This is a genomic window from Pseudomonas sp. SCA2728.1_7, assembly GCF_018138145.1.
Taxonomy (GTDB): Bacteria; Pseudomonadota; Gammaproteobacteria; order Pseudomonadales; family Pseudomonadaceae; genus Aquipseudomonas; species Aquipseudomonas koreensis_A.
In genome coordinates, this window is sequence record NZ_CP073104.1 from 1,584,677 (window position 1) to 1,607,848 (window position 23,172).

General features: G+C 59.0%; 21 protein-coding genes. 12 read left to right on the plus strand and 9 right to left on the minus strand.

Going from position 1 to position 23,172, the window contains the following annotated elements:
• The first annotated feature begins 99 nt into the window (after nt 1-99).
• Entirely contained in the window at nt 100-1,125 is a 1,026-nt protein-coding gene (locus tag KBP52_RS07025; RefSeq protein WP_212622465.1) for a hypothetical protein, read from the plus strand.
• A gap of 70 nt (nt 1,126-1,195) precedes the next feature.
• Here KBP52_RS07025 and KBP52_RS07030 read toward each other — a convergent pair whose 3' ends face one another.
• Both KBP52_RS07030 and KBP52_RS07035 read right to left on the minus strand, forming a co-directional pair.
• Entirely contained in the window at nt 1,196-2,170 is a 975-nt protein-coding gene (locus KBP52_RS07030) for a tetratricopeptide repeat protein (RefSeq protein ID WP_212622466.1), read from the minus strand.
• A gap of 50 nt (nt 2,171-2,220) precedes the next feature.
• Nucleotides 2,221-3,039: a VanW family protein gene (locus KBP52_RS07035; RefSeq protein WP_212623112.1), complete on the minus strand. Its 819-nt coding sequence runs from the start codon at nt 3,037-3,039 to the stop codon at nt 2,221-2,223.
• 224 nt (nt 3,040-3,263) lie between these two features.
• Here KBP52_RS07035 and KBP52_RS07040 point away from each other — a divergent pair, with 224 nt between their 5' ends.
• Nucleotides 3,264-4,067, plus strand: a complete 804-nt coding sequence (locus KBP52_RS07040) for a glycosyltransferase (RefSeq protein ID WP_077572120.1) — start codon at nt 3,264-3,266, stop codon at nt 4,065-4,067.
• 354 nt (nt 4,068-4,421) lie between these two features.
• Here the strand turns inward: KBP52_RS07040 and KBP52_RS07045 are convergent, their stop codons facing one another.
• From KBP52_RS07045 to KBP52_RS07075, 7 genes are all read right to left on the minus strand, one after another.
• Nucleotides 4,422-5,006: a hypothetical protein gene (locus tag KBP52_RS07045; protein ID WP_077572119.1), complete on the minus strand. Its 585-nt coding sequence runs from the start codon at nt 5,004-5,006 to the stop codon at nt 4,422-4,424.
• A gap of 85 nt (nt 5,007-5,091) precedes the next feature.
• Nucleotides 5,092-5,274, minus strand: a complete 183-nt coding sequence (locus KBP52_RS07050; protein WP_212622467.1) for a hypothetical protein — start codon at nt 5,272-5,274, stop codon at nt 5,092-5,094.
• A gap of 10 nt (nt 5,275-5,284) precedes the next feature.
• Complete coding sequence (locus KBP52_RS07055; RefSeq protein WP_116031342.1) at nt 5,285-5,527, minus strand: hypothetical protein; 243 nt, start codon at nt 5,525-5,527, stop codon at nt 5,285-5,287.
• 194 nt (nt 5,528-5,721) lie between these two features.
• Nucleotides 5,722-6,789: a lipocalin-like domain-containing protein gene (locus tag KBP52_RS07060; RefSeq protein ID WP_212622468.1), complete on the minus strand. Its 1,068-nt coding sequence runs from the start codon at nt 6,787-6,789 to the stop codon at nt 5,722-5,724.
• Nucleotides 6,779-9,250, minus strand: coding sequence for an FtsX-like permease family protein (locus tag KBP52_RS07065; RefSeq protein WP_212622469.1), 2,472 nt, complete (start codon nt 9,248-9,250; stop codon nt 6,779-6,781). Before KBP52_RS07065 ends, KBP52_RS07060 begins: the two co-directional genes overlap by 11 nt.
• Nucleotides 9,247-9,900, minus strand: a complete 654-nt coding sequence (locus KBP52_RS07070; protein WP_212622470.1) for an ABC transporter ATP-binding protein — start codon at nt 9,898-9,900, stop codon at nt 9,247-9,249. Before KBP52_RS07070 ends, KBP52_RS07065 begins: the two co-directional genes overlap by 4 nt.
• Before the next feature lie 174 nt (nt 9,901-10,074).
• A complete protein-coding gene (locus KBP52_RS07075) occupies nt 10,075-11,772 on the minus strand; it encodes a sulfatase-like hydrolase/transferase (protein WP_212622471.1) in 1,698 nt (565 codons plus the stop codon).
• Nucleotides 11,773-12,161: 389 nt separating this feature from the next.
• Here KBP52_RS07075 and KBP52_RS07080 point away from each other — a divergent pair, with 389 nt between their 5' ends.
• Genes KBP52_RS07080 through KBP52_RS07125 form a run of 10 tightly spaced genes read left to right on the plus strand, consistent with a single transcriptional unit; the run spans nt 12,162 to nt 23,168 of the window.
• Complete coding sequence (locus KBP52_RS07080) at nt 12,162-13,514, plus strand: UDP-glucose/GDP-mannose dehydrogenase family protein (RefSeq protein WP_116031352.1); 1,353 nt, start codon at nt 12,162-12,164, stop codon at nt 13,512-13,514.
• On the plus strand, nt 13,511-14,548 hold the full coding sequence (locus KBP52_RS07085) for an NAD-dependent epimerase (protein ID WP_212622472.1): 1,038 nt from the start codon (nt 13,511-13,513) through the stop codon (nt 14,546-14,548). The genes KBP52_RS07080 and KBP52_RS07085 overlap by 4 nt, the downstream gene beginning before the upstream one ends.
• Before the next feature lie 18 nt (nt 14,549-14,566).
• A complete protein-coding gene (locus KBP52_RS07090) occupies nt 14,567-15,313 on the plus strand; it encodes a sugar transferase (RefSeq protein WP_034152564.1) in 747 nt (248 codons plus the stop codon).
• A complete protein-coding gene (locus KBP52_RS07095) occupies nt 15,313-15,960 on the plus strand; it encodes a CpsD/CapB family tyrosine-protein kinase (RefSeq protein WP_077572110.1) in 648 nt (215 codons plus the stop codon). The genes KBP52_RS07090 and KBP52_RS07095 overlap by 1 nt, the downstream gene beginning before the upstream one ends.
• Before the next feature lie 21 nt (nt 15,961-15,981).
• Nucleotides 15,982-17,007 (plus strand): polysaccharide biosynthesis/export family protein, encoded by a 1,026-nt coding sequence (locus tag KBP52_RS07100; protein WP_034152566.1) that lies wholly within the window; start codon nt 15,982-15,984, stop codon nt 17,005-17,007.
• Nucleotides 17,008-17,023: 16 nt separating this feature from the next.
• Nucleotides 17,024-18,616 carry a Wzz/FepE/Etk N-terminal domain-containing protein gene (locus tag KBP52_RS07105; RefSeq protein WP_212622473.1) on the plus strand — a complete coding sequence of 531 codons (1,593 nt, stop codon included), beginning with the start codon at nt 17,024-17,026 and terminating at the stop codon, nt 18,614-18,616.
• Nucleotides 18,613-19,704, plus strand: a complete 1,092-nt coding sequence (locus KBP52_RS07110; protein WP_212622474.1) for a glycosyltransferase family 4 protein — start codon at nt 18,613-18,615, stop codon at nt 19,702-19,704. The genes KBP52_RS07105 and KBP52_RS07110 overlap by 4 nt, the downstream gene beginning before the upstream one ends.
• Nucleotides 19,701-21,074, plus strand: coding sequence for an O-antigen ligase family protein (locus KBP52_RS07115; protein ID WP_077572107.1), 1,374 nt, complete (start codon nt 19,701-19,703; stop codon nt 21,072-21,074). Before KBP52_RS07110 ends, KBP52_RS07115 begins: the two co-directional genes overlap by 4 nt.
• On the plus strand, nt 21,071-22,039 hold the full coding sequence (locus tag KBP52_RS07120) for a glycosyltransferase (RefSeq protein ID WP_077572106.1): 969 nt from the start codon (nt 21,071-21,073) through the stop codon (nt 22,037-22,039). Before KBP52_RS07115 ends, KBP52_RS07120 begins: the two co-directional genes overlap by 4 nt.
• Nucleotides 22,032-23,168: a glycosyltransferase gene (locus tag KBP52_RS07125; RefSeq protein WP_077572105.1), complete on the plus strand. Its 1,137-nt coding sequence runs from the start codon at nt 22,032-22,034 to the stop codon at nt 23,166-23,168. Before KBP52_RS07120 ends, KBP52_RS07125 begins: the two co-directional genes overlap by 8 nt.
• The last annotated feature ends 4 nt before the right edge of the window (nt 23,169-23,172 follow it).

Below are 23,172 nucleotides of genomic sequence, written 5' to 3' on the forward strand. Positions count from 1 at the left end.
ATTTGCTTTAGAAAAAACGAGAGAACCGCAGGCAGCCCCTGAGAAATCTCGTTGTTTAACCTCTACTCCCCCGGACTGAACAATCAAAGGACTGTACCCTTGAAACGCCTGAATCGCCCATTTTCCATCCTCCTCGCCCTCACCTTCTCCCTTAATGCGACTGCACTGTCCCTTCGCTCCGAACAACGCCCCGACGGCACCACAGCCCTGTTACTTTCAAACGAACCCGCCGCAGAACGAGCGCCAAAGCTCAACCAGGATCCAGCGGTGCGCTCTGCACTGGTTGATTTTTTTGGCTATCAGACCGGTAGCTACACCAACGACAACACAATGATTGTGCAGCAGGTTCTGGAAGCGCTTGATTCGGAAATGTCGACGTTTGCGGACGGTGTGCCTGCCGGCAGCAAAATGATTACTGCCATGGATGATGGCAACAATGGGTTTGAGCGCGGCGCATTGTTGCTTAACGACAAGGGCCAGTTGGTCGCTGTCGGGCTGGTCAATGGCCACTGTACGGTCAAGTCGCGTGAGGAGGCTTTGACCTGTAATGATGCCCCGCAAACCGTGCTGACCATTTTCCAACCGCAAGGCGCTAAACAAGCTGATGCCGAATCTTTGATTGGCTGGAGTAAACAACTGCCTCCGATGATGGCGATATGGGCGGAAAGTGATGATCCGGAGCGCCGAGCCAACGCGCAGAAAATTGCCAGCGTTGAATACGCTGCAACCAAACCGGAACAGGGAGCGTGGACAGCGGCACAGTTACCTTCCGACTTTCCCAAAGCCATGCTGGCGGTGCTTCCGCAGCGGGCTCACCTGATAGGTGCTGGCGCACACGGTGTTTTCACGACACCGGGGATGGAGGGCACGCCGATTGAAGGTGACTGGGACAAAATAGCCGGCCGTCCACAACATGAGTTCGAAGTCATTCTCCGGACTTTTACAGAGTACGCGGACGTCATCGACTTCTATCAGCAGCATGCGAAGGATGCCGAAATCAGCGGCAACCAGAGAAAGGCACTCGTTGAAGGCTATATTGGTGGCGGCACCTACAAGATTGAAATCAGTAATAGAAAAGATGAAGGCACGGTGATCACACTCTCTGCTTGGCGACAAGAAGTCTGATTTATCCAAATAAAAAAAGGGCGATCCCATGATCGCCCTCTTTCAAATCAAGATACCCTTCCTTTGCACATTAAAGCTTTTGCAGCTCTTCTTTAGCTCCCGGAGCACCGCGATCAATTGCTTTGAGCATCCAGTACTCGGCCTTGGATTTGCTTTTTGGCAAGCCGCCACGTCCTTGTGCGTACATTTTCCCAAGCGCCAACTGCGCGTTGCCAAAATCGGCATCAGCAGACTTGCGGTAAAGCTTGGCTGCTTCACGTTGGTTTTTTACGGTGCCTCGCCCCTGTTCAAGCATTTGCGCCATTTCATACTGCGCGTACTTATTGCCGAGCGCAGCCGACTTGCCGAACCAGGTAAAAGCCAGCGCTTCATCCTTGTCCACACCACGTCCAGCGGCGATCATTTCCGCGAGGTGAAGCTGTCCGTAGTCGTCACCGGTTTCAGCCAGTTTGCGATACCACTGAGCGGCAACAACATCGTCCTGTGTAACTCCGTCCCCTTTCTCATAAAGGCTTGCCAGCAGCATGTAGGCTGAGGGATATCCGCCTTCGGCGGATTGGTGGTAGTACGCTAATGCTTTGTCCATGTCCTTGAGATTTTTGATCGATCGGCCACCGCGATGGTAGATCTGCGCCAAACTGAACTGGGCCTTGGCGTTCCCCTGCTCCGCAGCTTTCAAATCCCAGTAAACACTTGCGTCTTCACCCTCTACGCTTCGATCCCAACGAAGTTCCTCAGCCAATCCGACTTGCGCTTCAGCATTACCTTGCTCTGCAGCTTTGCGAAACCACGCTTCCGGCATGCCCGGTGACCACTGCTCAACCACCCCGCAGAGGTTCTCCTGAATGGCTTTGCCAAACTGCGTCTGCGCGTCGAGATCACCTGCGACCGCTTGTTCATGCAGCCGCTCAGAATTTGGCGCGCACTTCCCTGCCTTCATACCGTCGTAGTAATCACGCGGCGCTTGTGCCCACGTATTACAGGCGATGAATATTGAAAAAAGTGCAGTGCTCGCCGCACCGACAGTTTTGAAACGCTTGATCATTTGTTACTTCCTTGTGGCTTAAAAATCCAACGAAAACCTTGCGCAAAATACTAGCTCGCTTCGAACATCCGCTCGTCCACCTCGTACTTAACCACCACCCGATTCCGATACAACCTCACCCGCTCCACCAATTCCCCAACCTGCCCCTTCTCCCTCACCTCCCGCCAAATCTCATTCTCCCGATACACCCTTGCCCCCTCCCGCACAAACCGATGCGCCTCTTGAAACACGTGATAGCGATATTCCCTCACCCGATCACACAACAACTCCCCTTCGAGTTGCGTCTCGCCGACGTTCAACTTCAGCTGAAAGTGCCGATCCGTCGGGTTGTGCAGCACCAGATCAACGTAGTTGTAGAAAATCGCCGCCCCGGACCCGAACGGCAGCACCCGCCCTTCATCCGGAAACGGGTCGAAGCTGTGGTTGGAGCGCTCGACCACCACCAGCGGTGAATGAATGGCCATCCAGTGAATCAGGTTGCTCAGTTGGCAAATGCCACCGCCTACCCCGCGTCGTGCCTCGCCGAAAGACAGTTCCATGCCTTCAACGTAGCCGCGCTTCAACGTCGGGCGGCCGACGAGGCGGCAGAAGGAGAAGTGTTCGCCGGGGGCGATGATGACGCTGTCGATGGCGGCGACGGCGAGTTTGAGGTTGATGACTTTGTTGTGTTGCAGGGCGAGGTCGGAGTCGCCGAGTTTGCGGATGAGTTTCGAGGTGTGTTTGAGGTAGCGATAAGGCAGCCGCTCGGCCGTGGTGACGGGGCGTGCGTAGCGTTTGCTGGAACAGCGCCAGGCAATCTGGCGGAACAGTCTTTTTTGCCACACGCGCAGCCAGTAGAGGGCTGGGTGGTAGAGGGAGAGTGGTTTCATCCGTGACACAACGGCGTGCGCCGTTTCTTCCTTGAGCCGTGAGGGGGGCACGCATTTTATCCGGTAATGACCGGCAGCACCCCATGCATTTCATTAGACCAGCAGCCTCTCTTCGGCATACATCTACCGTCACATCCACAAATTAAGGTTCGACTAAGGTTGCCTCGCTACGATCGCAACCACGAAACCCTGTTGTCCTTGAATCGCAGATGAGTCCTTCCGACATGAAAGCGTTTGATTTACCAGCCCAGCCAGCGTCGAATTTCAGCCTTGTCTTGGTAAATTACAAAACCCCGGACATCACCCGAATGTGCCTCGAGCTTTTGCGTGAGCACGTCCAGGAGCAGCGCATTCCGGTGTGGGTGGTGGATAACGATTCGGCGGATGCGAGTCTCGATTACTTGCGCACGCTCGACTGGATCAACTTGATCGAACGGCCTTCGCCGGGCAAGGAAGCCGGGCATATTGCGCACGGTAAAGCACTGGATCTGGCACTGGAAAAAGTCGAGACCGACTATCTATTTCTGTTGCACACCGACACCTTTGTCTACGACAAAGAAGTGTTTGCCATGATGATGCGTGAATGCACGAAAACCCCGGATATGGCTGCAGTCGGTTGTGTCGAACAACTCAATCGCGGGATTGTGCGTGACACCTGGCGTTTAACTTCGCGTTTCTGCAAGCACTATGTTCGTAAAGCGAAAGTGCGTCTGGGCCTGCGCTCGAAAATGCCAAGACCCTACAAGGAAACTCATCTGAAAAGTTTCTGCACATTGTGGAATGCGCGTTTGATGAAGTCCCAGGGCTTGCACTTCTGCATGGATGAGCAGGTGCCCGGTTATGCGCTGCAAGACCGCATGAGCAGTCTGGGCTATGGCATCAAGTTTCTGTCGCCGCGCAAGATTTTCAGCTATCTGGATCACATTCAGTCAGGAACCGTCGCGGCTGCAGGCACCTACGGGGAAAATCACCGCAGGACAAAAATGTATCAGGCCACGCTGAAGCGCTTTCAAGGGCAGCAAGGCTAGCCTGCAGCGAACACCTCGGTTTAATTTCCGACAAACAAAAAGGGCGACTATAAAGTCGCCCTTTTTGTTTGCAGAAATTGTATACATCTACTCCGAAGAGGTGTTCGCCCAGTGTAATGGCCTGGCAATCCATGCACCGGTAAAGAGCCCTGACACTGGGCGAACGGGTAGGATTTTAATAGAAGTTGGCGCTTATGTCCTCATTCTTGAATGTAAAAATTATGTACGAAAAAGTTAATAGATATTTATCGACGAATTCTTGCGCGAAACTTTCAATAACACCAAAGATAACTAATAGTATGACTACTCTCATACAAAAACTGTACAAGAGCAGCCACTCTGTAGAGCTAATACTCAACTTTCGTGTTGACTAGTCACTTTCAAGATATCGGTGTAAGTGACAATAACGCTCTGCCCTTCTTTCAGATCTTTCAGCTTGGCTTGAATTTCAGGCTTTTTCACATCGAGAACTTTCGATACGCCCGCCGGGTTTTGCAGGGTCACCTGATTTGTCTTCAAATCAATTTTGGTGATTTTCAGTTGCACCTGAACCTGACGGTACGCCTCGCCACCGGGGTTATCGCTGCCCGGAGCCTTACGCAACTCACCGGTACGTTCGGTGGTGCCAGGCAGACCTTTATCCACATCGGTGTCCAGGTAAGCAGCGACGGATCGCTGTACCTGGATTTTGACCTGATCGCCGGCCTTGAGATTGGCGAGGTTTTTCGCCTTATCAGTGAGCTGAACATGAACCGGCTTGCCTTCGGCGCCTTCGAGCACAACCTGATGGTTGGCGGCGTCGACGGAGATCACTTTGGTGGTGACCTGATCGGCTTCAACAGTGGCAGACAGCGGAATATCGGCAGCCAGAGCGCCGAAGCTGGTGGCGGACAGTACGGTTGCGAGAGTGATGGCCTTGGCCAGTGCGTCGAGCTTCATAATCAATACTTTCCCTGTGATGAATGGCAGCGCCCGGCGTTGAAGCGACTTCGACGCCGGGCGTGCCACTGAGCATAGACGCTGTTCAGGGCTTGGCGGGTGTTTGTTGTTTTGCGGTGTCCTGCGCGGTGGATTCGCCGCTGGGCGTGCTTTTTCCGGCGTTTTCACGTTGTTTCGGGTCGGTGGGGCGCAGGGCGTCGTTGTCGCGTTCGGTTTCGCCCGGTGGCCGGGGTTCGTCGGGGTGTTCGCCTTGGGTGATCGGTTTCATGGAGTGGTCCTCAAGCTTCGGGGTCGTCGAGTTCACGGGTGACGTTGATCGCGGGTGAATCCTTGTGCAGGTCGTCGGCCTTGGCGCGCAGGATCTGCCATTGCTCAAGGTCGATGGCGCCCTGGCCGAGCAGGTCGTCGGCGATGCGTTGCAGGTCGAAATAGTGCGCGTCGGGGGATTGCTGCCAGTAGGTCTGGTCGTCGAACAGGCGCTGCCAGGTGGTCATGTCTGGGGGTTGCAGGTCGTCGCTCATGGGGAAATCCTCGACGGCGTTTCGCAAAGGTGTGAGAGATATTTGGTAGAGGGGTTGAGAAGTAGCGGAGTTCCGGCCAATTTCTCTGTGGTGTGTGGGCGGGCGCTTTCGCGAGCAGGCTCGCTCCCACATTTTGATCTCGGTCAGATCCGGATTCTGCGCCCGTTACAACTCGCAGTTTTTACGAGGTGCTGTCAGTACCCGGTCATTTCCAGATAGCCCCGGCCGGGATGGCTGCCGCTGATGCGTACCGGACCTTCCCAGTAAGGGATGCGCAGGTTCATCCAGGCATTGGGGTTGAGCGCGTCGAGGGTGATGTCGAGGTGTTTGTCGGGGATGCTGATCGACCATTTCACCGGCATCGCCCGGCCGGCGACTTTTGCGGTGTCTTGCGGGGTGAGCTGGATCTGCGAACTACGCAGGGTTTGCGTCTGACCGTCAGCAGCGATCCACGTGCTGGTGAGATACGGCGCGCCGTCCTTCTGGCGCATGCGGTACAGCATCACGTGTTCACCACTGTCCAGATGCAGGGAAAACCAGTCCCAACCGGTTTGATTGGCGGTCAGCGGCTGGCTGCTCCATTCGCGATCAAGCCACGCCGGGCCGCTGACGGTGTAGGTCTGGCCGTCAATCTGCAACGTGCCGCTGGCCTGAAAAAACGGCTGGCTGTAGTAATACGACGCCTGACCTTCTTCGGATTTCTGACTGAAACCCTTGTCGCCCTGCAGCACCAACGGACGACTCGAGGTGAGGTGCAGTTGATAGGCGAAATCCTTGTCGCGAGCGCTGAGTTGCAGGTCGCTCAACGGATCCTGCGCCTGACTGGCAAACCGCCAATCATCGATCCACGCCTCGAACGGCGCCAGCCGCACACCGGCTTGCCCTACTCCGCCTCGAGCGTAACGTTCGGCGGCGTGATGCACCGTGCTCGAAGTTACCGCCGCATGCCCCAGCCAGATCGTCTGATCAGCCCAACCGGCCTGCTCCGCCAGCGGTTTCAGCGCACTGCGAAACAGCGTCCACTGCACGCCGAATTCATTGCCCTGCTGATCCTTGAGATTGGCGGTGACGTACCACCACTCGATGCGAAAACCGTCATGCGCCCCGTGATCTGCGGGAAAACTGAACACCCGCCCCGGCACTACCGGCGTAAACGCCAACGCCTGATCGCCCATCCCGGCGAAGCCTTTTTGCTCCGGAGCCGATTGATCGCAACCACCGAGCAGCAACAAAACCATGAGCACAACGAAGTTAATCCTCATGGGCGAACGTCCTCAGCAGGTCCGCCGGTTGCGTGCGGTACAGCGAGTACAGCGGCCATGCCGAAGCCAGTAACGTCGCCAACAATGCCAACCCCATCAACTGCAGCAATTGCCACGGAAACACCCGCAACGGCAGCCGCCAGCCAAACGCCTGCACATTGATCACCGCGTCCAGACACCACGCCAGCGCAATCCCCAGTGGCAACGCCAACACCAGCGTCAGCACCGCCAGCAGCCAGGTCTGACCGAGATTGAGCAACATCAATTGCCGCCGCGTTACGCCCAGCGCCCACAGCGGTGCGAGTTGGCCGAGGCGACTTTGACTTTGCGTCAGCAGGCTGATGAACAGCGCCACGCCCGCCACCGCCAGGGTCAAGCTGTTCAACGCCGCCGTCGCCGCAAAGGTCCGTTCGAAAACCTGCACTGACCAGCCCTTGAGCCGCGCCTGATCGACGATGCGGCTGTCATCCAGTTGAAAGCGCGCCTGCAGGCTATTCAACAACGGCGGAATGTTCTGCGGTTCGATGCGCAGATTGAAACGGTTCGGCGTCAGTTGCGGCCAGCCGCGCAGCAGGTGGTGGATGTTGACCAGCAAGTGCCCCTTGGGATTGCCGTAGTCGGCGTAGATGCCAACGATGCGTGGCGACCATGTGCCGTTTGGCGTCGGAATCGCCAGGTGTTCGCCCGCGTGCAGTTTCAGGCGCCGGGCGAGTTGTTCACTGAGCATCACCGCATCATCGGACGCCAGATGCGCCCACGGATCGCCGCCCATCGAATCGAGCAACGGCCAGTGCTGGCGATAGTGCGCGTGATCGATGATGCCGAACACTTCCGCCGGCCAGCCCTGCAATGTGACCGCGACCTGCCAGTTGGGCAGAATCGCCGAGACGTTCGGCTGCTGCTTGAGCCAGCTGTACATTTCCCGCGACTGGGCCGGATTGCTCGGGTTGATATACAACTCGGCACTCAGGCGTTGTTCTAGCCAGTCGTTGAAGGTCTGGCGAAAACCGGCGGTCATGCTACCCGCACCAATATTGGCGGCGAGCGCCAAAAGCAAAGCCATCAACGCCAGACTCAGTGCCGGCAGTTGCTGACGGCAATCGGCGAGAAACCACTGCCCCAGCACCGAGCGACTGCGCCCGAGCAACTGATTCAACAGCGCGCTGAGCAACACCGGCAGCGCCAATGCGGCGCCGATCAGCAATCCGGCCATCAAGACAAAACCGCTGGCCAGACTGTCGCCGCCGATCAATGCCGCCAAGGCAATCAAGCCCAACACCGCTGCCAGCCAAGCTTGGCGACGCAACCACCGAGCATATTGCTGATGCCACGCTTGCGGATCCGCCACAGCCAACAACGGCAAACGGGCGGCGCGCAACAGACTGTTGGACCCGGCGAGCAAGGCGCCGAGCAGGCTCAAACCGATGCCGCTGAACCACCACCAAGGACTGAGGCGCAACTGTCCCGCCACTTCCGCGCCATACAAACCGCGCAGACTGGCGGCGACATCCGGCAGCAAGACACTCGCCAGCCAATAACCGCTGATCACGCCGAATAGCCCGCCGATCAGCGCCAGCACACCCAGCTCAACGATCAGGCAAAAGATCAACATCCGCGCGCTGACCCCGCACGCGCGCAGCGTACGCAGCAGACCGCGCCGTTGCTCAAGAGCCAGGCCAATCGCGGCGTGGACGATGAACAAGCCAACCACGAATGACAAAAAACCCAAGGCATCGAGATTGAGGTGGAAACTCTCGGTCAACCGCGCCAGATTGTTTTCCTCGCCGCTGCTTTTGAGCTGCAATTGACCCTTGAACACGGCAGGCAACTCGGCGTGGAAATCCTTGGGCAGCAATAGCCGCGACAATTGTCCGGGTTGTTCCAGCAGGGTTTGCGCGACGCCGATGTCCACCAGCAATACGCCGGGCGCCATGTCCTTTTGCGCGAGCAGCGGTGGCAATCGCAGTCCATTAACTGTTTGCGGTGTGTCGCCTTCACGCAGATCCAGCGCCTGCAAGGTTTCCGGTGAAATCCAAGTGCTGCCCGGCGGCGTGAAAAACTCGACCACACGCTCAATCGGCAACGCCTGCCCGGCCACCGCCGAATCGGCCGGCAGCGACACCGGTTCGATGCCCATCAATTGCAGCCGCTGATTGTCGAAGCCCTTGAGCAGTAACCGACCCTGCAACAGCGGCGACACCGGCCAGCCCTGTCGGCGCAGATCAACGAACCATTGCTGCGCAAAAGTCGCCCCGTTCGGCGTACTGAGACTGGCCTGCGGTTCGCCACCGATCAACTGGCTCGCCCGCGCGTAACTGTCGCGCGCCTGACTGTTCAGCGCTTCGACGCCGGTGAGCAAACTGGTCGCCAGCCACAGCCCGGTCAGCACACTGAAAAACTGCACCGGATGGCGCCGCCAATGGCTGAGCAGCGCACGTAGGGTCTGACGGAAAACGTTCACGTCAGCCGCCCGTTGGACAACATCACTCGCTGAGCTAAACGGGCCGCAACCCGTTGGCTGTGGGTGACCATCAACAAAGTGGTCGGTGTGTCGTCGAGCAATTCGAGCAACAGCCGCAACACTTCATCACTGGTCGCCTCATCGAGGCTACCCGTGGGCTCATCGGCCAACAGCAATTTCGGCTGCGACGCCAACGCCCGGCCCAACGCAACGCGCTGCTGCTGGCCACCAGAAAGCTGCTCGGGATAACGCTTGAGCAAATCGCCCAGCCCCAGACGCTGCACCAGATGCGCCTGCCAACACGGCTCATGACGTCCGGCCAGACGCGCCTGAAAGGCCAGATTGTCCTCGACACGCAAACTGCCGATCAGGTTGAACTGCTGGAACACCAGACCAATTTCTGTGCGCCGCCAATTCGCCAGTTGCGCCTCGTTCATCGCTTCCAATCGATGCTCGCCACTGCGGATGCTGCCGCTGTCGACTTTGTCGAGACCGGCCACCAAGTGCAGCAAGGTGCTTTTGCCACTGCCGGATTCGCCCATCAACGCCAGGCTGCTGCCCGCTTCGAGCGTCAGGTCAACGCCTTGCAGGACCGGCAATGGGCCTTGCGGGGTGAGATAGCTTTTGAAGACGTTTTCAACACAAAGCATGCCGCCACCTGATCGGTCAGTGTGGGGCAAGGATAGCGGATGCCGATGACAGACTTGAACTCAGCGTTGAATTGACCGGCCCCTTCGCGAGCAGGCTCGCTCCCACAGGTTGATCGCATTACAAAGGTGGGAGCGAGCCTGCTCGCGAAAGCGTCGACCCGGCCAACCCAAAGCTCACTGCCCGGCCGCCACACTGGTGGGCGCCTGCGACGGCGTGACAATACTGCCCAGATCAATGTGCTTCCACTCAGGCTTGGCCCCCAACCGCGCATTGAACCGGTAGTTGAAGGTGAATTCATCCGCCGTGGCGACACTCAGTGGCTTGCCATAAACAGCCTCGATCCCCGCCAGGTCATAACCCATCAACTGCAACAGCGTCGGGAAGATGTTGTAGTGGCTGGAGCGATCCTTGTTCGCGGCCAATTGCGCTGACCAGTCCAGGGTTTTCAGATCGCTGCCCTGAATTACCACCAGCGGCACCAGGCCCTCCTCCTCCACCGGGTCGCCGCCGCAATGCGTGTTCAACCCCGGATTACCGCGTTCATGCAAATCCTGGCCATGATCAGACGTATAGATCAGCAGCGCATTGCTCAGATTGGCCTCGGCGAACACTCGCGCAAAGAATTCGCCGACATTCCACAACACGGTGTTCTTGTAGGCATTGCGGTACAGCACCCAGTCATCTGGTTGGCCATTGAAACCGGTGCGCTCGCCAGTATCGGCCACTTCGGTGAACTGCCCGCGCGGCAAGGTCGGGCGGTAGGCCATGAACGCATCGGGATATTTGTCGTGCACCGGGAAGTGCGCGCCGACCTTGTTGATCACCACCAGCTCCGGCGTGTCATCGTTGAGCAATTCGATCAGCTTCGCCGCTGCCGCCATGTCGCGATCGCGCACGCTGGTCTGGTCGAACTGCACGAACTGGTCGATGTCCTTCTTCTCGGTGTCGGTCATCAGGTTCTGCAGATTGCCGGCGGTGCGCTGGGCGTCGATGTATACGGTGCGCAGTCCGGCCTTCCTGGCGTACTGCCAGATCGACGGCAGCGTGCTGTTGATGCGCATGTAATCGGCGCGGGTGCCGCCGTAGCGCAAAGTCACGTTGGTGTCGGCGCTGCAATTGGCGATGGAGGCGGCGTAGCCGTAATTGAAGATGTCGACGCCGGGATGCGTCTGCTTGAGATTGCTGTGCACACCGAACGGCGCGTTGATATCGAGGTAATTGCCAGAAATGCTTTCGTCGATGATCAGCACGATGTCATGGCCGACGGCTTGCGACGTGCGCGCCAGTGTCACCGGTTCGCGCGGGCCGACCGTGTTGTGCAGGGCTTCGTAGCTAAACAGGTTCAGGTAGGCCAGCGGCGTGTACATGATCGGCAAACCGCGCGCGCCCTCACCCGCACGCAAGAACAGCACGGCGCTGAGCAGCAGCACGCCACACAACGGCGCGGCCACACGCAACGCGTTGGGAACCGCCAGCCCATGACGGGGTTTCAGGCCGATGCCGAACAGCAACAGCAAACCGCTGAGGGCGCCGTGCAGGATCGCATCGCGATACTGATACGCGGCTTCCTGAATGAAACCGCCGGAGTAGACCAATGAGACGAAACTGCTGTAGCTCAGGTAATCCGCCGTGACGCGGGTATAGACATCGAAAAACACCGCCGAAGCAAACATCGCCAACGCGAAAACGTGGCGAATGAGAGTCTGCCTTATATACGCCGTTAGATATAATGCTAAAGTCAGCGCCAAAAACATCGCGCCAAAAAGAAGTACAGGAAAACCGAGACCGATAGCATTTAACCGGTCAATGTAATACTCGGCATAAAGCAACAAATAAATAATTAAAAGCAATTCTTTCGCATATCTGAACATGGCGATACCGGTCTTGCCAAACGGCCAGGAGTCAAAGGTTTGTCATTCAGAACCTGACACTAGCACCCGGCCCTCAAAGCGCAAGAATTGACTGCCTTTTGTGAAAAGCGTCAAAAAACCGATGACTCAAATCTGACACACAACGAACGCCAGAAGCCTTTAAATTAAAGGCTTACGACCGTTTATCGCTTAATTTGAATCTGAACAAATCTGCAAGCAAGCAACAAATTCAATCGCAGCAATGACTTGATGGCCAATCGCCAAAAAATGCTTAAGTGTTATACAGATGCAACATGTCATTTTGCTGACACGCTTTTCAAACCCTGCGCTATACCCCTTTTACAGTCTTCTTCCGAACTTCTTCTTTTCGCTCTATCGAGGGTGCGCAGATGGACGTGAGCGTATTTGGCACGGGTTATGTTGGATTAATACAAGCCGCCGCACTAGCAGATGTCGGTCATCGCGTTTTATGCGTGGATATTGATCCAAACAAGATTAAACAACTGCAACAAGCGGTGCCGCCCATCAGCGAGCCAGGTTTGTCCAGCACGCTTGAGGAAAACATCAAGGCCGGCCGTCTGCTGTTCAGCACCCAGGCCAGTGATGCCGTCGAACACGCCGAGTTGATCTTCATCGCCGTCGGCACCCCGGCCGATGAGGATGGCTCCGCCGACCTCAGCCACGTACTCAGCGTTGCCCGCCAAATCGCCTCGCACATGGAAGCCAATCGCACACTGATCATCAAATCCACGGTGCCAGTCGGCACGGCCGATCAAGTGCTCGCCACCGCCAACAGCGAACTGCAACGCCGCGACAAAACCGGTCTGACCGTGCGCGTGGTCTCCAACCCTGAATTCCTCAAGGAAGGCAGCGCCCTCGCCGACTGCATGCGCCCCGACCGGATCATTGTCGGCACCCGCGACGACGAAGCCCGCGAGCAGATGAGCGAGCTGTACGCACCCTTCTGCCGCAACCACGAAAAACTGATGTTCATGGACAACCGCAGCGCCGAGCTGACCAAGTACGCGGCCAACGCGATGCTCGCCACCCGCATCAGCTTCATGAACGAATTGGCCAACCTCACCGAACTGCTCGGTGCCGACATCGAAGCGGTGCGGAAAGGCATCGGTTCTGATCCGCGCATCGGCTACCACTTCATCTATCCGGGCTGCGGCTTCGGTGGCTCGTGCTTTCCCAAAGACCTGCGCGCCCTGCTGCACACCGCCGAACACAACGGCATGCCGCTGAAACTGCTGCGCAGCGTCACCGACGTCAACGACCTGCAGCGGCACATCCTGTTCAGCAAACTCAAAGCACAGTTCCCGCAAGGGCTCGCCGGCAAATCCATTGCGGTCTGGGGCCTGGCGTTCAAACCGAACACCGACGACATGCGCGAAGCCCCCAGCCGTTATTTGATGGATGCCCTGTGGGCTGAAGGCGCCAGCGTGCAAGCCTACGACCCGGAAGCGATGTCCGAGTGCCGACGCATTTACGGTTACCGTAACGACTTGCACCTGTGCGCCACCCGTGACGACACCCTGGAAGATGCCGACGCCTTGGTGATCTGCACCGAGTGGAAAAACTTCCGCGTGGTCGATTTCGAACTGCTTGCCGAAAAACTGCGCTCAAAGGTGATCATCGACGGCCGCAACCTCTACAACCCGGAACAAGTGGCGGCCGCCGGCCTGCATTACAGCGGCATCGGTCTGCGTCACATTGCCCCTGAAGGACTGCGGCCGTGAAGGTGCTGGTCACCGGTGCGGCCGGTTTCATTGGTGCGCATTGCGTGTTGCGATTGATGCGCGACGGACACTCAGTGGTAGGTCTGGACAATTTCAACGCCTACTACGACCCGCAACTCAAGCACGACCGTGTGCAGTGGGTGCGCGAGCAGGTCGGCGATTTCCAGCTCGCGATGGTTGACCTGGCCGATGCCCCGGCCATCGAAGCGCTGTTCGTCCGCGAACGTCCGCAAGTGGTGATCCATCTCGCCGCGCAGGCCGGGGTGCGTTACTCGCTGGAAAATCCACGGGCGTATCTGGACAGCAACCTCAGCGGCTTCCTCAACATTCTGGAAAATTGCCGGCATCACCCGGTCGAACACCTGATTTACGCCTCGTCGAGCTCGGTGTACGGCGCCAATCAGCACACGCCTTACTCAGTGAAGGACGGCGTCAATCACCCGCTGTCGTTGTACGCCGCGACGAAAAAGGCCAATGAACTGATGGCGCACAGTTACAGCCACCTGTTCGGCATTCCCAGCACCGGTTTGCGTTTTTTCACCGTGTACGGCCCGTGGGGTCGGCCGGACATGTCGCCGATTCAGTTCGCCCGGGCGATCAGCGACGGCACACCGCTGAAACTGTTCAATTACGGCGAGCATCAACGCGATTTCACCTACATCGACGACATCGTCGAAAGCATCGCCCGCCTTGCCGGTCAACCGCCGCATGCGCAACCGGAGTGGGACCGCGAACACCCCGACGCCAGCACCAGCATGGCGCCGTGGCGCCTGTTCAACATTGGCGGCCAGCACCCGGTGGAACTGAAAACCTATCTGGCCCTGATGGAAAAACACCTCGGCCAGAAAGCCCTTGTCGAGTTGTTGCCACTGCAACCGGGCGACGTGCTCAACACCTGCGCCGAGGCCAGCGATCTGGCCCAGGCCACCGGATTTCAGCCCCGGATAGAGCTGGATGAGGGACTCGGACGTTTTATCGCCTGGTTCCGCGACTACTACCCCACTGCCTATCGCCCACGCGCCGCTCGCGGCTGAATTTATGTGGAGGACTCCATGACTGGACATGAAAAAGGTGTACCGATCCAACAACTGCAGCGTGACAAGCGCATGGATCCTGAACAGCGCATGCGCCTCGATGCAGCGATTCATCGTCAAGGTCGCGGCTGGTTCACCGGTCGCGATGGCGGTCGCCCATGGCAACTGTCGCGCACCAATCGCGTGGTCGCCTGCCTCGGTGCGCTGATGATTCTGGTACTGATTTCACCCCTGTTGCTGGGCCTGGCACTGGCCATCAAATACTCCAGCAAGGGCCCGGTGATGTTCGTGCAAAAACGCACCGGCTACCGTGGCCGCAAGTTCGGCATGTATAAGTTTCGCACCATGGTCGCCAACGCCGAAGAATTGAAAGAGTCGCTGCGTCACCTCAACAAGCACGGTGCCGACGCCATCGACTTCAAGATTGACCAGGACCCACGCATCACCCGCATCGGCGGTTTTCTGCGGCGCACCAGCCTCGATGAATTGCCCAACCTGATCAATGTAGTGACCGGCGACATGCGCCTGGTCGGCCCGCGTCCGACCTCGTTCAACGCCTACCGCTACAAGGATAACCACCTTGCCCGTCTGGCGATCTACCCCGGCATGACCGGCCTGTGGCAGATCTCCGGACGCAGCAATATCGACTTCGACCAGCGCGTTGAGTTGGACCTCAGCTATATCGCCGAGCAGAGCCTTTTGCTTGATCTGAAGATTCTGTTGAAAACCCCCTTCAAAGTATTCAGCGGCCACGGAGCAAGCTAATGGACGGTTCAACCAACAAAAGCCTGAGCATCGCCAATCCCAGCGAATCGAACCTGACCTCGACCGTGCTGGATCTCGATCTGCGGATCCTGTTCCTGACCGCCGCCAACCCTGGCGCGGGGACGACCACCAGTGCCCTGGCGCTGGCCAGCCAACTGGCACAAATGAGCAGCGGCCAGGTGCTGCTGGTCGACGCCAGCCAGTCGGCGAACAACCTTACGCAGCAGCTGAACCTGAGCAAGGAGCGCGGCCTGCGCGACTTGCTGTTCAACCCGGACAGCCCGCCGCTGTTGCAGGACTGCGTGGTGCAGGTCTCGAGCCTGCCGTTCCACGTGCTGCCCAACGGCCGGCCGATCCGCACCATGGAACACCTGACCGCCGAGCGTCTGAGCCCGTTGCTCGATCAATTGGGCAGTCAGTACCGCTTCGTGGTGATCGACGGCGACGCGGTGTATTCCGCCGCCGACACGCTGGTGATCAGCACTCAGGTCGATGGCGTGGTGTTTGTCGTGCGCGCCGAGGACACCCGCTGGGAAGTCGCCCAGGCCGCCGTGCAACGCCTGACCCAGGCCGGGGCAAAAGTGGTCGGCAGCGTGTTCAACCGGCGCAAGTACTACATGCCCAAATGGCTTTACAAAAACCTCTAAGCGAACGCGAAGGATGACGCCATGAACGCCAAGATTCTTGTGCTGCTGATGCTGCCGCTTGCAGGCTGCTCAAGCACCTCCGAAACCCAGAACATGCCGGTGAATATTCTCACCGCCACCCCGGCCAATGCCCAGGCCACCGATATGCCGAAGATCGAGCAGACCCTGCGTCCGCAGGATGTGCTCGACGTGATCTTCCATATCAGCACCAGCGGCTCGGACGCCTACCGCGTGCAGTCGGGTGACCAGATCGGCCTGAACTTCACCGCCGCCAGCCAGCTCAATGGCAATCAGCTGGTGCTGCCGGATGGCACCATCGAACTGCCGGGCGCCAACACCTCGGTGAAAATCGCCGGGCTGACCAGTGATCAGGCGCGCGAAGAAATCCAGCGCGCCTATCAGCGCAAGCAACTGTTCCAGCCCAACCGCAATCAGTTGACCGTGCAGATCATCAGCCCGCTGACCAATGAGCAGAACCTGAAAAGCGCGCTGAATCACCCGGCCACCGGCATGAGCCGCGAGATCACCGTCGGCACTGACGGCTACGCGAGTTTCCCGGAAATCGGCGCCGTGCCGCTGCAAGGCATGACCGTCAATCAACTGGAAACCTTCCTCAACCAGAAATACGCGCAACTGCCGGGCCGGATGACCGTAGACGTGCTGCTGAAATCCACCGCCGGCAACGAAATCTATGTGCTCGGCGAAGTCGGCCAGCCGGGTTCCTACCCGATCCGCCGGCCGGTTTCGGTACTTGAAGCGCTGACCCTGGCCCGTGGCACCAACGTCAAGGCGCGTCTGGATTCGGTGGTGATCATGCGTCGCAACGGCAATCAGGTGCAGGCCGTGCATTACGACGTCGAAAAAGCGCTGTCCGGCGATGCCTCGCAAATCGCTTACCTGCAACCGGACGACATGCTGTTCGTGCCAAAAACCAAATTGGCCAGCGCCGGCGAACTCGCCCGGCAACTGGCTGACGTGGTGCTGTTCCAGGGCGTCGGGTTCAGCTTCGGCTACCGCGTCGACAACAAAGACAGCAACAACAACTGACTCTCAGGTGACCGACATGAATCCAAAGGAAAACTACCTGCATGAGTTCTTCAGGATCTTCTTCGCCAACAAGCAACTGGTGAAACGGGTCTTCCTGATCTTTGCAGTCATCGCCCTGCTCCTGCCGCTGGTGCTCAAACAGAGCTTCGATATCACCGCGCAGGTCATCGTGCAGTCGAAAAAACTCTCTCAGGGTGACGCCACCACGTCGCTCACGGTGGACAACGCCACCTTCATTCCGCCGTCGCTCGCGGACATGGAAACCGAGAGCAATATCCTCCGTTCGCCAGCACTGATCCGGCAGACCATCAGCGAACTGCGCGACAAAGGTGAATACACACCTTCGCCGGGCATCTTCAGCAAACTGGTGGCCGAGCCGTTCAAGCGCTACGTCAGTTCGCCGCTGCGCCAGTACGTGATCAACCCCGTGCGCAACGTGCTTGGACTTGAGACTGATCCGGTGCGCGACACCGCGCTCGACGCGCTGACCCAGCAAGCCATCGACAGCCTGAAAATCGAGACCCTGCCCGGCTCCAACGTGATCTCGATCGTCTACAGCTTCCCCGATCCGCATCAGGGCACGACGTTTGTTTCAGCCTTGCTGCAGAACTATCTGTTCAGCCGTCAGGCCTTGCAGTCGATCGATTTGCCGCAGTCCTTCTATGAGTCGAAAAAGCACCTCTATCAAGTGCGCCTCGATGGCCTGGAAGGCAATCGCCAAGCCTTGCTGGAAAGTGTCGGCTCGTCGGATCCGAAGGAAGAAATCACTTTCCGTCTCAACGCGATCAACACCGAAGAACAAGCCCTGAACCTGTATCAGGATCGCCTGTTGCAGAGCCAGCGCTGGCTCGAATACCTGAAAACCGCGCTGGCCGCTGCCAGCAATAACAAGCTCAACGATTACACCTTCCCCTACACCTTCACCACCACCGTCGACAACGTGGCGTTCGAGGATCGGGAAATCAAACAGATGGGCGAGCAACTGACCACCCAGGTCAGCCGCTACATGAATGACCTGGCGGTGTTCCAGCCTGGCAGCGAACCGATGCTGTTGACCCGCGAGCAGATTGCCCGCACCCGTGGCCAGTTCCTCAAAGTGGTGAGCAACCGCATTCAGGAACGCACTAATGATCTGGCGGTGGTCAAGCAGGTAATCGATCAGAAAACCGCGCGCATCGCCGAGTTCAAGAACCGCATCCACGAGTTGCAGCAGACGCAAAGCAAGCTGCGGCAGATGGACACCGAAATCGATGCGCTGCACGCCGCGTTCTCGACTTACGCTCAGCGGTTTGCCGAAAGCAGCACCACCGGCGCGCTCAACGACGATCTGTCCAACGCCCGGGTGCTCAGCCCGCCGTTCGAACCGACCGAAGCGGCGTTCCCGAAACCGGGCCTGATCATTCCGTTTGGTTTGTTCACCGGGTTGTTGCTGGCGATTGCCTTGGTCTACGTGCGTGAGTTCTTCGATCACCGCTTCAAACACCCGGCGCAAATCAGCCACGAACTGGGTCTGCCGGTGCTGTTGGTGATCAACGACCAGAACGCGCTGCCGAGCAATCCGCACAAGAACTGGACAGTGCCAAGCTTCCTGCACTGGGTGCGCAATTGAGCACCGCATCCTCCCCGACTGCCGCGCTGCCGATCATTCATTTGCTCAGCAGCGGCGGCTTCTATGGGGCCGAGCGCATGTTGCTGGATCATTGTCTGGCGACGCCGGGGCAGCATCAGGTGCTGTTCCTCGACGCGCCGCCTGAATTGATCCAACGCTTTCGCGAGGCCGGGGTGGACTGTCGCGGCTGTGCCGGGCTGGGGGAATTGCTCCGGCATCTACGCCAGCGTCGCAGTGAAAAACCGCTGATCAATACGCACAATTTCAAAGGTCTGTTGTTCGGTTGGGTTGGCGCGACACTCTTGCGCCTGCCGCTGGTGATTACCCAGCACGGCTTCACACCGCGCAGTCGCAAGCAGAAGTTCTACACCTGGCTGAGCCTGCAACTGTGCCGCACCGCGTCTGTGGATCGAGTGGTCTGCGTGGCGGAAAGCATCGCGGTGCTGCACCGTCAGGCCAGCGTCCGCGCGGAGAAGTTGCAGGTGATCCCCAATGGTTTGCCAGCCGCTGCGGCGCTGGTGCCGGATGCGGATCGGCAACGCTGGCTGGCCGGTTACGTCGGCCGCTTGAGCAGCGAGAAAGGCCCGGACCTGTTTCTTGATGCCTTGATCCCGCTGTGTCATCAGCATCCGCAACTGGACGCGGTGATGCTCGGCGATGGCCCAGAACGCGAGGCGTTGCAGGCGCGGATCGACAACGCCGGTTTGCAACAACGGATTCGTTTGCCCGGTTACCAGATCGCCATGCAACCGTGGTGGCGGCAACTCGATGCGCTGGTGATCAGCTCGCGCACCGAAGGCACACCAATGATTTTGCTTGAAGCCATGCAGGCCGGGGTGCCGGTGGTGGCGTTCGGCGTCGGCGGCATTCCCGATGTGCTCGAACACCGGCACAACGGCCTACTCGCCACACCGGCCGACTGCGCCGCCCTCGCCCGCCAGCTCGACACCCTGCTGAGCGAGCCGAAGCTGGCCCGGCAACTGCGCGACAACGCAAAACGCACGCAACAGGATCGCTACGACCTCAAGGCTCTGGCCGAACGCTGGTCGCAGCTGTACATCCGCACGGCACGGGAGGCACGCGCATGATTTTCCCGCTCTCGATCGTCAGTCTGCTCGGTCTGGTCTGCATCGGTTTGCTGGCCAGCCCTTATCCATTTCTGGCGCCGGGGGCGGTGCTGGGCCTGGTGGGTTTTGCGGTGTTGTACCGCAAGCCGACCTGGGGTTTGCTCGGCATTGCCGCACTGGTGCCGTTCGAGGGCTTTTTCAAGGACACGTCGTTCTCCGGCAGCAAGCTCATCGGCGCTTCGCTGGCGGTGATCCTGATGCTGCAACTGGCGCTGCACCAGATTCCGTCGGAGCGCCTGCGCAGCAATATCTGGCGCTACCTCGTGTGGTTCATGGTTCTGTACTTCCTGAGCCTGCTCAACACCGATGACATGGGCATGTCGCTCGGGCACCTTCGCGAGTTGAGTGTCGGGCTGATTCTGTTTGTCATCACGTTGTTGATAGGCCGCGAGCTGAACCTTGATCTGTTTGCCCGTCTGGTCACCCTCGCCGTCAGCACTACCTGCGCGATGGCAATGTTCTCGACCAAATTTCAGGATCAGGGTCGCGCCGCCGGCCTGCTCGAAGACCCCAACGCGTTCGCCCTGCTGATCGCCTTTGCGATTCCGCTGGGGCTGCTACTGGTGATCCGCAGCCCGAACCTGCTGCACCGCTTGTTCTGGGGTGGTTGCTGCCTGTTGCTGTTGGGCGGCATGACCAAAACCGAATCGCGCTCGGGTCTGGTGGTATTGGCCTTGAGCCTGCTGATCGGCTGCTGGCACTACCGCACGCAACTGACCCGTATTCGGCCACGGCATCTGGGTTTCGCCATGCTCGGCGCGGCCATCGTGATTCCGCTGGCGATCTACGCAATGCCCGCCGGGTATCTCGCGCGCATCCAGTCGCTGAGCGTGTTGAGCGCCGGCGCCAAGGGTCACAACGACGAATCCCTCGGTCGCCGCGCCTCGTACATCGTCGTCGGCAGTCAGATGATCCGCGAGAACCCGCTGCTCGGTTCCGGCCCCGGCACCTTCCCGCTGCACTACGCGACCACCGGTTACGCCAAGGCGTTTTCAGCCAACCGCAAGATCGGCGACCTCTATCGTCGCGCGCACAATACCTATCTGGAAATCTTCAGTGAGCTGGGAGTACCCGCCGGGCTATTGTTCGTCGGCATGCTCGGTCTCGGCCTGTACAACCTGATTCGCGCACGGGCGGCGTGGATGCTGCGCGGCAATTCGTATCAGACAGATCTGATGACCCACCTGGGTGTGAGCTTCCTGTCGCTGACCTTGTTCCTGATGTTCCTCAGCGCACCGAACCAGAAATACGTGTGGATCATGCTCGCCATGACCAGCGTCCTGCGCCTGAAAGCCGAGCAGGCGCCCCTGAGCACGGAGGCAAAGGCATGAGCCGCATCAGCATCGTCATCCCGATGTTCAACGAGGCGCGGCACATTGGCCGCACCTTGCTCGCTGCGCAAAAAGCCGCGTTCGCCGCCAATGTCGAGTGCGAGTTGATCGTGGTCGACAACGGCTCCTCCGATCAGGGACCACACATCGCCCGCCAGTTCGGCGCGCAGGTGCTGGTGCAGCCGGGTTTGTTGATCGGCGCCCTGCGCAATCGCGGCACGGCCATCGCCACGGGTGAATGGCTGGCCTTCATCGACGCCGACATTGAAATGCCGGAGAGTTGGCTCAAGCCGTTGTTCGACATTGAGGCCAGCGGCCAGGCCGATGTCTTCGGCCTTGATCTGCACACCCCCGCCGAAGCGCCGTGGTACGCCACAGCCTGGCAACGCCGCACCGCGCGCGCGTCGTCGCAGGCGTCCCACGTCGTTGACTGGCTACCCAGCTCAAACCTGCTGATGCGCCGAGGCTGGTTCGACAAGGTCGGCGGTTTCAACGAAAGCCTGCGCACCGGCGAAGACAAGGAATTCACCCTGCGCCTGCACGAACAGGGTGCGCGGCTGCTGTCGATCAATGACAACGTCGCCCTGCATTGGGGTTACGAAATGAACTGGCGCGAATGGATGGGCAAGGAGTTGTGGCGTCAGGGCAGTCACCTGCAACTGCTGCGCACCCATGGCTTCAGCCTGCGCCTGCTGCGTTTCCCGATGCTGTCGCTACTGGTGTGGTTGCTGGATTTTCTGGCGATCTCGGCGCTGCTCGACGGCTTTCCGCATCACGCGATCGTCATGGTCAGCCTGACACTCCTACCGGGACTGGTGCTCAGCCTGCGGCAAAGCTCCAAACATCGGGACATCAGCCTGACCCTGCAACTGTGGGGCCTGCACTGGGTGCGTCTGCACCTGGCCGGTGCCGCGTTCATTTTGAGTCTGTGTCATTGGAACGCCAGGAGGCCTGCCCGTGGCTGAATTCATTTTCTGGATGTGCCTGTTGCTGCCGGTCTATGCCTACGTGGGCTATCCGCTGCTGCTGACAATTCTGGCGCCACTGTTTCCGGCGTGGCGCCACACACCGGCGCCGCCATTGAACGTCAGTATCGTGATCGCCGCGCACAACGAAGCCCGGCACATCGAGCACAAGTTGCGCACGTTGCTGGCGCAGGATTATCAGCCAGCAACCCTGCAGATTATTCTGGCCAGCGACGGCTCGACCGATGACACCGTGGCCTGTGCGCACAAGGTTGTCGATCCCCGCATCACCGTGCTCGACCTGCCGCGCCAAGGCAAAGCGGCGACACTGAATGCCGGCGTGGCCCTCAGCACCGGCGACATTCTGGTGTTCACCGATGCCGACAACCAATGGTCACGCGAGACCCTCGGTTACCTGCTGGCGCCGCTGAGTGATCCGAATGTCGGCGGTTGTGCCGGGCACATGGTGATTCCGGTCACCGGCGGCGGCTTGAGCGTCGGCGACAGCCTCTATCGACATTACGAAGGCTGGCTGCGCCGGGTCGAGAACCGCACTGGCTGCATGGTCTCCGCCGACGGCGCCCTGCTCGCCTTGCGCCGCGAGTTGTTCCAGAACGTACCGGCCGAGGTCAACGACGATTTCTTTATCAGCACCTGCGCGCCGGTCGCGCACAAACGCATCGTCTATGTGCCGGAAGCGCAAGTGATCGATCACGGTGTCGATGAGGCCGACAAGCAATTCCGCCGCCGTCAGCGCGTCACCGTCGGCGGCCTGCAAAGCCTCGCCCAGCGCCGCGAACTGCTCAATCCGCTGAAATATGGCCTGTATTCGATCGCGTTGATCAGCCACAAACTGATCCGCCGTCTCGCGCCGGTCCTGTTGCTGCCGCTGCTGCTGAGCAACTTCTGGCTGTGGGAAGACCACGGTTTCTATCGCCTGGCCCTGATCGCGCAACTGTTCGGCTATGCCGTGGCGATTGCCGGTTTGCTGGATTCGCAACACCGCTTGCCGAAACCCTTCCGCCTCGCCGCGTTTCTGCTGGTCACCCTCGCCGGGATGAGTCTTGGCCTGTGGCAGTTCCTGCGCGGTCAGCGGTATGCCCAGTGGAATCCGGAACAGAACCGTTAAGAGG